Origin of the sequence: Streptomyces sp. DG2A-72 (assembly GCF_030499575.1) — a bacterium.
Taxonomy (GTDB): Bacteria; Actinomycetota; Actinomycetes; order Streptomycetales; family Streptomycetaceae; genus Streptomyces.
Genome location: NZ_JASTLC010000001.1, coordinates 5,134,017 through 5,145,168, shown reverse-complemented (window position 1 = coordinate 5,145,168; position 11,152 = coordinate 5,134,017). Strand labels below are relative to the sequence as shown.

The 11,152-nt window shown below is 70.9% G+C and carries 12 protein-coding genes; 7 read left to right on the top strand and 5 right to left on the bottom strand.

All coding sequences use genetic code 11. The annotated features are described in order from the left end of the window. Complete coding sequence (locus QQY66_RS24505; protein WP_301987480.1) at positions 1-483, top strand: Lrp/AsnC family transcriptional regulator; 483 nt, start codon at positions 1-3, stop codon at positions 481-483. Positions 484-496: 13 nt separating this feature from the next. Here QQY66_RS24505 and QQY66_RS24500 read toward each other — a convergent pair whose 3' ends face one another. Continuing rightward, positions 497-1,087: a TetR/AcrR family transcriptional regulator gene (locus QQY66_RS24500; RefSeq protein ID WP_301982465.1), complete on the bottom strand. Its 591-nt coding sequence runs from the start codon at positions 1,085-1,087 to the stop codon at positions 497-499. Next, positions 1,084-2,601 (bottom strand): 3-hydroxyacyl-CoA dehydrogenase, encoded by a 1,518-nt coding sequence (locus QQY66_RS24495; RefSeq protein ID WP_301982464.1) that lies wholly within the window; start codon positions 2,599-2,601, stop codon positions 1,084-1,086. Before QQY66_RS24495 ends, QQY66_RS24500 begins: the two co-directional genes overlap by 4 nt. 148 nt (positions 2,602-2,749) lie before the next feature. Between QQY66_RS24495 and paaN the strand changes: the two genes are divergently transcribed. After that, on the top strand, positions 2,750-4,441 hold the full coding sequence (gene paaN, locus QQY66_RS24490; protein ID WP_301982463.1) for a phenylacetic acid degradation protein PaaN: 1,692 nt from the start codon (positions 2,750-2,752) through the stop codon (positions 4,439-4,441). A 69-nt stretch (positions 4,442-4,510) separates the two neighbouring features. On the opposite strand, the gene QQY66_RS24485 is transcribed toward paaN, so the two are convergent. From QQY66_RS24485 to QQY66_RS24475, 3 genes are read right to left on the bottom strand one after another with little or no spacing between them, the layout of a single operon-like run. Next, the gene (locus QQY66_RS24485; RefSeq protein WP_301982462.1) at positions 4,511-5,266 is read right to left on the bottom strand and encodes an RNA methyltransferase; all 756 of its coding nucleotides are present in this window, start codon (positions 5,264-5,266) and stop codon (positions 4,511-4,513) included. Beyond that, positions 5,263-6,498 (bottom strand): HTTM domain-containing protein, encoded by a 1,236-nt coding sequence (locus tag QQY66_RS24480; RefSeq protein WP_301982461.1) that lies wholly within the window; start codon positions 6,496-6,498, stop codon positions 5,263-5,265. Before QQY66_RS24480 ends, QQY66_RS24485 begins: the two co-directional genes overlap by 4 nt. Beyond that, entirely contained in the window at positions 6,495-7,244 is a 750-nt protein-coding gene (locus tag QQY66_RS24475; RefSeq protein WP_301982460.1) for a DUF5819 family protein, read from the bottom strand. Before QQY66_RS24475 ends, QQY66_RS24480 begins: the two co-directional genes overlap by 4 nt. Before the next feature lie 235 nt (positions 7,245-7,479). Here QQY66_RS24475 and paaA point away from each other — a divergent pair, with 235 nt between their 5' ends. From paaA to QQY66_RS24450, 5 genes are read left to right on the top strand one after another with little or no spacing between them, the layout of a single operon-like run. Next, positions 7,480-8,508, top strand: coding sequence for a 1,2-phenylacetyl-CoA epoxidase subunit PaaA (gene paaA, locus QQY66_RS24470; protein WP_301982459.1), 1,029 nt, complete (start codon positions 7,480-7,482; stop codon positions 8,506-8,508). Continuing rightward, positions 8,505-8,792, top strand: a complete 288-nt coding sequence (gene paaB, locus QQY66_RS24465; protein WP_073944895.1) for a 1,2-phenylacetyl-CoA epoxidase subunit PaaB — start codon at positions 8,505-8,507, stop codon at positions 8,790-8,792. The genes paaA and paaB overlap by 4 nt, the downstream gene beginning before the upstream one ends. Further along, on the top strand, positions 8,789-9,508 hold the full coding sequence (gene paaC / locus QQY66_RS24460) for a 1,2-phenylacetyl-CoA epoxidase subunit PaaC (protein ID WP_301982458.1): 720 nt from the start codon (positions 8,789-8,791) through the stop codon (positions 9,506-9,508). Before paaB ends, paaC begins: the two co-directional genes overlap by 4 nt. Beyond that, on the top strand, positions 9,502-10,017 hold the full coding sequence (paaD, locus tag QQY66_RS24455; protein WP_301982457.1) for a 1,2-phenylacetyl-CoA epoxidase subunit PaaD: 516 nt from the start codon (positions 9,502-9,504) through the stop codon (positions 10,015-10,017). The genes paaC and paaD overlap by 7 nt, the downstream gene beginning before the upstream one ends. Further along, positions 10,017-11,075, top strand: a complete 1,059-nt coding sequence (locus tag QQY66_RS24450) for a 2Fe-2S iron-sulfur cluster-binding protein (RefSeq protein WP_301982456.1) — start codon at positions 10,017-10,019, stop codon at positions 11,073-11,075. The genes paaD and QQY66_RS24450 overlap by 1 nt, the downstream gene beginning before the upstream one ends. The last annotated feature ends 77 nt before the right edge of the window (positions 11,076-11,152 follow it).

Here is an 11,152-nt window from a genome sequence, read left to right as displayed (position 1 = left end):
ATGGCCGAAGGTCCCGAGGGCAGCACCCTGCCGCCCGCGCGGCCTCTCGACGCCATTGATCAGGACATCCTGCAGATGCTCCAGGCGGACGGGCGCGCGTCGATACGGTCGGTCGCCGAACGTGTCCATGTCTCGCGCGCCAACGCCTACGCGCGCATCAACCGCCTCATCGAGGACGGCGTCATCCGCGGCTTCGGGGCCCGTGTGGACCATGAGCGCGCGGGCCAGGGGACATCGGCGTACATCACGCTGAAGATCGTCCAGAACACCTGGCGCACCGTGCGCGAGCAGCTCAAGCAGCTCCCCGGAGCAGCCCATATCGCCCTGGTGGGCGGAGACTTCGACGTGCTGCTGCTGGTGCACACGTCCGACAACCGGGCGCTGCGGGAGCTGGTACTGACCCGCATCCAGGCGATCCCCGAGGTGCTCAGCACCCGCACACTGCTGGTGTTCGAGGAGGAGGACCTGGAGCCGCAGGCCTGACCCGGGCAACGGTCTAGGAGGACTTGCGCAGTCCCCCGAACACCAACTGCGCGACCGCGTCGGCCACTTCGCGCTCGTTCATGCCGCGCCCGTCCGGCCGGTACCACTCGACGATCGAGTTGATCATCCCGAAGACCAGCCGGGTCGCGAGACGCACCTCCACATCACCGCGCACATCCCCGTCGGCGGCTGCCGCCCTCAGCAGCTCGGCGACCCGGTGGTCGAAGTCGCGGCGCTGCTCCAGGGCCCACCGCTCGGTGTCCGTGTTGCCGCGCACGCGCAGCAGCAGCGTCACATACGGCAGTTCGGCGATCAGCACCTCGACCATGCGGCGCACGACGTACTCCAGGCGCTCGGCGGCACGCCCCACGCGCGCGTGCTCCTCGTCGAGGATCCCGAAGAGCCCGTCCAGCGCCCGGCTCACCGCGCGGCGCAGCAGCTCCTCCTTGCCGGCGACGTGGTGGTAGATCGACGACTTGGAGATGCCGGCCGCCTTGGAGAGGTGCTCCATGGAGGTGCCGTCGTAGCCGCGCTCGTTGAAGACCTGCACGGCGACGGTGAGCAGCGACTCCGGGGTGTACGTGTCCCGCTTGGCGGTGGTCATGACGTGCTGCCCTCCCGCTTGTCGGAGGCGTACGCATGGCGGTAGAGCGCGAGCGAGGGCGCGTAACGTCCCGAGGGGTCGCGCAGATGCAGGTCGTCGAGGAGGGCGTACGCCCAGTTGCGGCCGAGCCTGCGGCTCCATTCGAAGGGGCCCAGGGGGTAGTTCACGCCCAGCCGCATCGCGGTGTCGATGTCCTCCTCGGTGGCCACCCCCTTGGCCACGGCGTCGTGCGCCAGGTCGACGATCCGCGCGACGGTGCGGGCGACGATCATGCCGGGTACGTCGCCGATGACGCTGACGTCCTTGCCGAGCGCCTGGAAGAGGCCGATCGCCTCGGTGAGGGTCTGCGAGGTGGTGTCCTGGGAGGCGGACAGGGCGATACGGGTGGCCCTGCGGTAGTCGAGCGCGAGGTCGAAGTAGACGACGTCCCGGAACTCCACGGAGGTCTGGCCGTCGGCGAGCGCCAGCTGCCCGCCGCCCGGCAGCACCAGACGGGTGCCGTGGTCCTCGTCCTCCGCGCGGACGGCGATGCCCGCCTCGCGTATCAGCGCGAGCAGTTCGGCGGCGGGGCCCAGGTCGCCCTCTGCGACGACGTACACGGGCGGCTGGGCGCGTTCCGCGGTGTGCGGCTCGGCGGGCTCGGCGTCCTCCCGGTAGTCGTACCAGCCCTGTCCGGCCTTGCGGCCGAGCCGGCCCGACTCGACCAGGCGCCGCTGGGCGAGCGAGGGCGTGAAGCGCACGTCCTGGAAGAAGGACTGCCACACGGAGTGCGTGACCGACTCGTTGACGTCCTGGCCGATGAGGTCGGTCAGCTCGAAGGCGCCCATCTTGAAGCCGCCGGACTCGCGCAGGATCGCGTCGATGGTGGCGGGGTCGGCGCCCTGGGCCTCGTAGACCGCGAAGGCCTCGGCGTAGAAGGGCCGTGCGATGCGGTTGACGATGAAGCCGGGGGTGTCGGCGCAGGCGACCGGGATCTTGCCCCAGGCGCGCGCCGTCTCGTACGCGCGCGTGGCCATCGTGACGTCGGTGGCGTGCCCTGAGACGACCTCGACCAGCGGCAGCAGCGGTGCGGGGTTGAAGAAGTGCAGGCCGACGAGACGACCGGGGTTGCCGAGCGCGCCGCCGATGGCCGTCACCGACAGGGACGAGGTGTTGGTGGCGAGCAGACAGTCCTCGCCGACGATGCCTTCCAGCTCGCGGAAGAGGTCCTGCTTGACGTCGAGCCGCTCCAGGACGGCCTCGACGACCAGGGCACAGTCCGCGAGGTCGGTGAGGCTCTCGGCGGGCAGCAGACGCGCGCGTGCCGTGTCCCGGCCGGCGGCGGTGAGCCGGTCCTTCTCGACGAGCCGGTCGAGGCGGGCACCGATCGCGGCGGACGCCTCCTGGGCCCGTCCGGGGACGGTGTCGTACAGCCGCACGGGATGGCCGGCGACCAGCGCGACCTGGGCGATGCCCTGGCCCATGGTGCCGGTGCCGACGACGGCCACAGGGCTGCTGAGGTCGAGTGCTGTCATGTGCGCGATCCTCCCGCACGGGGTTTTCCACAGATGCGGCGGACCCCCTTGTCCCGACCGATCGTTCGGTTACTCTAACTCTGTCCGGCTGTTTCCGCCCAGGTCATGAGCTCAAAGAAGAGTTCTTGAGACGAGGAGTTGGTCCCGTATGGCCGCCGAACTCACCGCGCACCAGCTGATCGCCGCTCACCGGCCCACCCTCGACCAGGCGCTGGAAGCGATCCGCACGCGCGCGTACTGGTCTCCGCACCCCGAGCACCCCAAGGCCTACGGCGAGCAGGGCAGTCTGGACGCGGCAGCCGGCAAGGCCGCCTTCGACGCTCTTGTGGGCACTCGCCTCGACCTCGGCCAGCCCGGCACGGACGACTTCACGGGCGGCGAGGTCTCGCCGTACGGCATCGAGCTGGGCGTCACCTACCCGCACGCGGACATCGATGTCCTGCTGCCCGCGATGAAGGCCGGTCAGCGCGCGTGGCGGGACGCCGGCGCGGAGATCCGGGCCGTGGTCTGCCTGGAGATTCTGGGGCGCATCAGCGACCGGACGCACGAGTTCGCGCACGCGGTCATGCACACCTCCGGCCAGGCCTTCATGATGGCGTTCCAGGCGGGCGGCCCGCATGCGCAGGACCGTGGCCTGGAGGCGGTGGCGTACGCGTATGTGGAGCAGGTCCGCACCCCCGACACCGCGGAGTGGACCAAGCCCCAGGGCAAGCGCGACCCGCTCGCGCTCTCCAAGCAGTTCACGCCGGTCCCGCGCGGGATCGCCCTGGTGATCGGCTGCAACACCTTCCCGACGTGGAACGGCTATCCGGGCCTGTTCGCCTCCCTGGCCACCGGAAACGCGGTCCTGGTCAAGCCCCACCCGCGCGCGGTGCTGCCGCTCGCGCTCACCGTGCAGGTCGCGCGCCAGGTGCTGGCCGAGGCGGGCTTCGACCCGAACCTGGTGGCGCTGGCCTCCGAGCGCCCGGACGAGGGCATCGCCAAGACCCTGGCCGTGCGCCCGGAGATCCGGATCATCGACTACACCGGTTCGACGGCCTTCGGTGACTGGCTGGAGGCCAACGCCCGCCAGGCACAGGTCTACACGGAGAAGGCGGGCGTCAACACGGTGCTCGTGGAGTCGACCGGCAACTACAAGGGGATGCTGTCCAACCTGGCCTTCTCGCTGTCCCTGTACAGCGGCCAGATGTGCACCACCCCGCAGAACCTGCTCATCCCGCGCGACGGCATCCGCACCGAGGAGGGCCCCCGGACCTTCGACGAGGTCGTCGCCGACCTCGCCCGCGCGGTCGACGGCCTGCTCGGCGACGACGCGCGCGCCAACGCGCTGCTCGGCGCGATCGTCAACCCGGATGTGAAGGCTCGTCTGGAGGCGGCGGCGGGCCTCGGCGAAGTCGCCCTCGCCTCACGGGAGATCAGCAACCCGGAGTTCCCGGACGCGGTCGTCCGTACCCCGGTGATCGTGAAGCTGGACGGGGCAAAGCCGGACGCCGAGGCCGCGTACATGAGCGAGTGCTTCGGGCCCGTCTCCTTCGCCGTCGCGGTCGACTCCGCGTCCGACGCGGTGGAGTTGCTGCGGCGGACGATCCGCGAGAAGGGAGCGATGACCGTCGGTGCGTACACCACTGACGAGGAGGTCGAGGGGGCCGTGGTCGACGTCTGCCTTGAGGAGTCGGCGCAGTTGTCGCTGAACCTCACGGGTGGGGTGTATGTGAACCAGACGGCCGCGTTTTCGGACTTCCATGGGTCGGGGGGTAATCCGGCGGCGAACGCTGCGCTGTGTGATGGGGCGTTTGTCGCTAGCCGGTTCCGGGTTGTTGAGGTGCGGCGGGAGGCCTAAGAGCTCGGGATGTGCGGTGATTGCGCGGCTGCCGGTGCGTTGTGGCTTGTCGCGCAGTTCCCCGCGCCCCTAAAGGGGCGCTTCCGTGCCCGTGCTCCAGTGGTAGAGGGTCATTCCGACACTCGTCGCCAAGTTGTAGCTGGAGACCTGGGGGCGCATCGGCAGGGACAGCAAATGGTCGGTACGCGCGCGTAGTTCGGCCGACAGGCCGCTGCGCTCCGACCCGAAGGCGAGGACGGCGTCGTCCGGGAGCTTCACGCCCCGGATGTCGTCGCCCTCGGGGTCCAGGGCGAACAGCGGCCCGGACGGCAGTTCGTCGACGGTCAGCCGCTCCACGGCGGTCGCGAAGTGCAGGCCCGCTCCGCCGCGAACGACCGTGGCGTGCCACGGGTCGAGGGTGCCGGTGGTGACCACTCCGGTCGCGCCGAAACCGGCGGCCAGACGGATGACGGCGCCCACATTGCCGAGGTTGCGTGGGTTGTCGAGGACGACGACGGGTGCGGTGCGGGGAGAGTGCGCCAGCTTCTCGACGTTGGCGGCACGGGGCGGTCGTACGGCCAGGGCCGCCACCGCGGTCGGATGCGGGCGCGGCACGAGGGACCTGTACGTCGGCTCCGGGACCTCCGTGAGCAGGGCGTCCAGGGTGTCTCGTACGTCCGGAGCCAACTCGTCGGCGAGGGCGAGCGTGGCCGCCCGGTCGACGGCCACCGCGACCGGGACAGCGGCTCCGAAACGCACCGCGTGCTTGAGGGCGTGGAAGCCGTCGAGCAGGACGGAGGCGTCGGCGAGCCGGTGCCAGGAAGTCACGGGATCGGCGGCGGTCATGCCGTGAAGCCTACGTGCGTGTGCTCCGGGTTCTCCGGGTTCTCCGGGGCTGACGCGTCCCTGGTCCGCTGGCCCGGCACCTTGGGGCCGTCCTTGCCCCGGAACACGCGTCCACGCGCGCGTGCGGCCCAGTCGCCCAGCCGGCGCAGGAACGACGTCGGCAGGAAGACCGCGTCCGCCGCGATCATCGCCAGTGAGAAGAAGGGCAGTCCGAGGACGACGGCGATCACGGCGTGCTCGGTGATCATCGCGGCGAGCAGGACGTTCTTGACGCGTCGATGGAACAGCGTGAACGGGAAGGCGACCTGGACGGCCACGGTTCCGTATGTCACGAGCATCACCGCCGTGCCGCTGGCCGACAGCAGGTCGGCGAGGGCGGGCCAGGGTGAGAAGTAGTCGAGGTGCAGGGGGTAGTAGACGGCGGTGCCGTCCTGCCAGCGGGAGCCCTGGATCTTGTACCAGCCGGCCGTCGCGTAGATCAGACAGGCCTCAGCCATGATCACGAGCAGAGCGCCGTTGTGGACGATGTTGCCGACCACATCGAGCAGGACCCGCGGCTCGTCGCTCCTGGCCAGGCGTCCGACGACCCACCACACGGCCAGGGCCACCCACACACCCCAGATGATCACCGGCACGGTCAGGTCGCCGTCGAGCTTGCCCGCCGCGGTCACCACGACCAGCACCAGCCCGAGCACCCCCCACAGGGCGGGCCCCACCCGGTCCACCACGCGCTCTCCACGCGCGCGTGCCGCACGCACGCGCCGTGCCCGGCGCTCGTCCAGCGACCACACCTGGCCGCAGCGCGTGAAGACGAGGTACAGGCACATCAGGTGCAGGACGTTGTCGCCGCCGTCGCCCATGAAGATGCTGCGGTTCTGCAGTGAGAGCACGCCGACCATGAAGAGCACGGACATGGTGCGAGTGCGCCAGCCCAGCAGCAGCAGGACGCTCGTGAGGACGGCGAGCGCGTACACACCCTCGAACCAGAGCCGGCCGTCCGACCACATCAGGGCCGTGAAGGCACCGTTCGTCGAGATCAGCTGCTCGGCGAGGCCGAATTCCCAGGGACCGTCGGGGCCGTACAGCTCCTGGCGGTGGGGCAGCTCCCGCAGCAGGAAGAGCAGCCAGGTCGCGCTGAACCCGATACGGATCACGGCGGTCTGGTACGGGCCGAGGGCGGCCTCGGTGACACGGGCGATGCCGCCCGAGACAGCCGGCGCGAAGCGGTTCACCGGGCGCCTCCCCCGAGGTCGCCGGCCGAGACCGACCACCAGGGCAGCACCCGGAACACCGGCTGGTCGGAGACCTGCTCCGTGCTCCACTCGGGCGGGCGGACGTTGGTGGTGCGGGAGCGCACCTGGACCCGCTCGATCGTCTCGCCCCGCCCGGCCGCGTCGTCGCGGTCGAGGCGCAGCAGCACGATCCGGCGCAGATAGGTCTCCGAGAGGGCGCCGCGCAGGCCCGACGGGCGGTTCTCGGCGTCGTGGGTGGCGAGGAAGAAGTCCCACGCACGACGCAGTTCGTTCTGCTGGGTGTGGCTCGGCAGCAGATTGCCGTCGATGGCCCGGCCGTCCTGCGCGGACAGGTCGTACCAGCCGGTGGTCTTCCTGCCGCCGTCCGGCCTGCCGATCTGGGCGCGGACCTGGACGGCGATGTTCTGCTGCAGCGGGTTGGGCGCGAAGAGCTTCCAGTTCTGCTCGAACTCGGGGTAGATCCAGTCGTCTATCGCGCGGCCGTGCTGTTTGGTGACCGTGTTCGACGGGGCAACGTGCAGGAACACCATGCCGATGTGGACGCAGACGGCGACCGCGACGCAGGCGAGCGCGAGCGCGACGCCGATCTGGTAGCGGAGGGAGAGCGCGGCGACAGCGCTGCGGGGGCCGGCGGCCGGTTCGTCGGACGCCTCGCGCCCGTCCGTCTCGACCACCCCGCCCGCCCCGTCCGGGGCGTTCGAGCCACCGTCGTACGCGTCGTCCATTCCGCCCCGTTTCCCGATTCCGCTCAGTCTTCCGGCCGCTTGGACGGGAACGGTACTCAGCCCCACGCGCCCGGCACACCCCCATCGGACCGTCCGCCCGGTTGCCCACAGGCGATCCCGGCAGGTTATCCACAGCGGTTGACACCTTACGGCGCCCGTCACACCATGGAATCGCATGAACCGAACGATCGGTCGGGAGCAAGGTCCAGGCAGAGCCCAAGGTCGAGGGGGCCCCATGGCGACAGCAGCCGCGCAGCAGACGGCCGGCACACAGGCGTACGGCGCAGGAGACGGCACCGTCGACACAGCGGCGTACGAGCGCGCCTTCGACGCCGCGGTGGCCGCCGACGAGCGCATCGAGCCGCGCGACTGGATGCCGGACGCCTATCGCGCGACGCTGGTGCGGCAGATCGCCCAGCATGCGCACTCCGAGATCATCGGCATGCAGCCCGAGGCGAACTGGATCACGCGCGCGCCGTCCCTGCGCCGCAAGGCCATCCTGATGGCCAAGGTCCAGGACGAAGCGGGGCACGGCCTGTATCTCTACAGCGCGGCCGAGACCCTCGGCACCGGCCGCGACGAGCTGCTGGACAAGCTCCACGCCGGCCGCCAGAAGTACTCCTCGATCTTCAACTATCCGACCCTGACCTGGGCGGACGTCGGCGCGATCGGCTGGCTGGTGGACGGCGCCGCGATCACCAACCAGGTCCCCCTGTGCCGCTGCTCGTACGGCCCGTACGCCCGCGCGATGGTCCGCATCTGCAAGGAGGAGTCCTTCCACCAGCGCCAGGGGTACGAGCTGCTGCTCGCCCTCAGCCGCGGCACCCCGCAGCAGCACGCCATGGCACAGGACGCGGTGGACCGCTGGTGGTGGCCGTCCCTGATGATGTTCGGCCCGCCCGACGACGAGTCCGCGCACTCCGCGCAGTCGATGGCGTGGAAGATCAAACGCCATTCGAACGACGAGCTGCGCCAGCGCTTCGTCGACATCTGCGTCCCCCAGGCCGAGACCCTGGGCCTGACGCTGCCCGACCCGGACCTGAGGTGGAACGAGGAGCGGGGGCAGCACGACTTCGGCCCGATCGACTGGTCGGAGTTCTGGGCAGTCCTCAAGGGCAACGGCCCGTGCAACGAACAGCGCATCACCCAGCGCAGGCAGGCGCACGACGAGGGCGCATGGGTCCGGGCGGCCGCCGCGGCGTACGCGGCCAAGCACACGGCTCCTTCCCCGCGCGCCCATGAGACGGGAGCGGCACACGCATGACGAACACCGACTGGCCCCTGTGGGAGGTCTTCGTACGCTCCCGCCGCGGCCTCTCGCACACCCACGCCGGCAGCCTGCACGCGCCGGACGCGGAGCTCGCCCTGCGCAACGCGCGCGATCTGTACACCCGGCGCGGCGAGGGCGTCTCGATCTGGGTCGTGCCGTCGTCCGCGATCACGGCGTCCTCGCCGGACGAGAAGGACCCGTTCTTCGAGCCGGCCGCCGACAAGCCGTACCGGCACCCGACGTTCTACGAGATCCCGGAAGGGGTGAAGCACCTGTGACCGTCGCCGTTCCCACCACGGCCGCGCTCGCCCTCGGCGACGACGCGCTGGTGCTCTCCCACCGCCTGGGCGAGTGGGCGGGCCACGCGCCCGTGCTCGAGGAGGAGGTCGCGCTCGCCAATATCGCCCTGGACCTGCTGGGCCAGGCCCGGGTGCTGCTGTCGATGGTCGGCGACGAGGACGAGCTGGCCTATCTGCGCGAAGAGCGCGCCTTCCGCAACCTCCAGCTGGTCGAGCAGCCGAACGGCGACTTCGCCCACACCATCGTCCGCCAGCTGTACTTCTCCACCTACCAGCACCTGCTCTACGCCCGCCTCGCCACCGCGGGCGGCCCCTTCGCGCCGCTCGCCGCGAAGGCCGTCAAGGAGGTCGCCTACCACCGCGACCACGCCGAGCAGTGGACCCTGCGGCTCGGCGACGGCACTGAGGTCAGCCATGAGCGGACGCAGCGCGCGTGCGAGGCGCTGTGGCGGTTCACCGGTGAGATGTTCCGGCCGGTCGAGGGCCTGGATGTGGACGCGGACGAATTGCAGGCTGCCTGGCTGAAGTCCGTGTCAAGCGTCCTTGACCGCGCCACCCTGACCGTCCCGGAAGGGCCGCGGTCCGGTGCGTGGACCGCCGGGGCGGGCCGTCAGGGCCTGCACACCGAGCCCTTCGGGCGGATGCTCGCCGAGATGCAGCATCTGCACCGCAGCCACCCGGGGGCGTCATGGTGACCCTCACCGCCCTGGAGGCGGAACTCCTCGAGGTCGCCGGTGCGGTGCCCGACCCCGAACTGCCCGTGCTCACCCTCCGGGAGCTGGGCGTCCTGCGCGCGGTGCACGTCCGCGGCACGGACTCGGTCGAGGTCGAGCTGACCCCGACGTACACCGGCTGCCCGGCGATCGAGGCGATGTCCGTGGACATAGAGCGGGCGCTGCACGAGCACGGCATAGGGCAGGTGTCGGTCCGCACGGTGCTCTCGCCCGCCTGGTCGACGGACGACATCTCGGCCGAAGGGCGCCGCAAACTGCGGGAGTTCGGCATCGCACCGCCGCGGGTGCGGGAGGCGTCCGAGCCGGTGCCGATCGAGCTGGGCCCGACCCGCACCACGGATCCCGTTCTCTGCCCGCACTGCGGATCGGCGGACACCGAGCTGCTCAGCCGGTTCTCCTCCACCGCGTGCAAGGCGCTGCGTCGGTGTCTGTCCTGCCGTGAACCGTTCGACCACTTCAAGGAGTTGTGATGGCCCGCTTCCACACGCTCCCGGTGGCCGCCGTCGACCGGCTCACCGACGACTCCGTGGCCCTCACCCTCACCGTGCCCCCGGAGCTGCGGGAGGAGTACCGCTACGCCCCGGGCCAGCATCTCGCGCTGCGCCGCAAGGCCGACGGCACGGAGATACGGCGGACCTACTCGATCTGCTCCCCGGCGCCCGGCCCCGAGGGCCCACGGACCCTGCGGGTCGGGGTGCGGCTGGTGGAGGGCGGGGCCTTCTCGACGTACGCGCTCAAGGAGATCGACGTCGGTGACGAGCTGGAGGTGATGACCCCGGCCGGCCGTTTCACGCTGGAGCCCGCGCCCGGTCTGTATGCCGCGATCGTCGGCGGCAGTGGCATCACCCCGGTGCTGTCGATCGCCTCGACGCTGCTGGCGCGTGAGTCCGGTGCCCGGTTCTGTCTGATCCGCAGCGACCGCACGTCCGCCTCGACGATGTTCCTGGAGGAGGTCGCCGACCTGAAGGACCGCTACCCCGAGCGGCTGCAGCTGGTGACGGCGCTCTCCCGGGAGGAGCAGCAGGCGGGTCTGCCGTCCGGGCGGCTCGACCAGGACCGGCTCACCGGGTTGCTGCCGGCGCTGCTGCCGGTGGAGGACGTGGCGGGCTGGTTCCTGTGCGGGCCGTTCGGGCTGGTGCAAGGGGCCGAGCGGGCCCTGCGCGGACTCGGAGTGGCGCGGACCCGCATCCACGAGGAGATCTTCCACGTGGAGCCCTTGACCGCGCTCGTGACTCCGGTCCCGGCCCCCGCCCACAGCACCGTGACCGCCCGGCTCGACGGCCGCGGCGGAACCTGGCCCGTCCAGGACGGCGAGTCCCTGCTGGAGACGGTCCTGCGCAACCGGGCCGACGCGCCCTACGCCTGCAAGGGCGGGGTGTGCGGGACATGCCGGGCGTTCCTGGTCTCCGGCGAGGTGCGGATGGACCGCAACTTCGCGCTGGAGCCGGAGGAGACGGAGGCGGGGTATGTGCTGGCGTGCCAGTCGCATCCGGTGACGGAGAAGGTGGAGCTGGACTTCGACCGCTAAGCGCTCCGCCGGCCGTGTCGATATGCGGCTCCGCCGCGGGGCCGCGATATGCCGTCGGCCGTCTGCGGCGCCGGCGC

What these genes read in the sequence shown, in the direction of transcription:
- QQY66_RS24505 (WP_301987480.1), top strand. Translation starts at nt 1, where the DNA reads ATGGCCGAAGGTCCCGAGGGCAGCACCCTGCCGCCCGCGCGGCCTCTC.
- QQY66_RS24500 (WP_301982465.1), bottom strand. Translation starts at nt 1,087, where the DNA reads ATGACCACCGCCAAGCGGGACACGTACACCCCGGAGTCGCTGCTCACC.
- QQY66_RS24495 (WP_301982464.1), bottom strand. Translation starts at nt 2,601, where the DNA reads ATGACAGCACTCGACCTCAGCAGCCCTGTGGCCGTCGTCGGCACCGGC.
- paaN (WP_301982463.1), top strand. Translation starts at nt 2,750, where the DNA reads ATGGCCGCCGAACTCACCGCGCACCAGCTGATCGCCGCTCACCGGCCC.
- QQY66_RS24485 (WP_301982462.1), bottom strand. Translation starts at nt 5,266, where the DNA reads ATGACCGCCGCCGATCCCGTGACTTCCTGGCACCGGCTCGCCGACGCC.
- QQY66_RS24475 (WP_301982460.1), bottom strand. Translation starts at nt 7,244, where the DNA reads ATGGACGACGCGTACGACGGTGGCTCGAACGCCCCGGACGGGGCGGGC.
- paaA (WP_301982459.1), top strand. Translation starts at nt 7,480, where the DNA reads ATGGCGACAGCAGCCGCGCAGCAGACGGCCGGCACACAGGCGTACGGC.
- paaB (WP_073944895.1), top strand. Translation starts at nt 8,505, where the DNA reads ATGACGAACACCGACTGGCCCCTGTGGGAGGTCTTCGTACGCTCCCGC.
- paaD (WP_301982457.1), top strand. Translation starts at nt 9,502, where the DNA reads ATGGTGACCCTCACCGCCCTGGAGGCGGAACTCCTCGAGGTCGCCGGT.
- QQY66_RS24450 (WP_301982456.1), top strand. Translation starts at nt 10,017, where the DNA reads ATGGCCCGCTTCCACACGCTCCCGGTGGCCGCCGTCGACCGGCTCACC.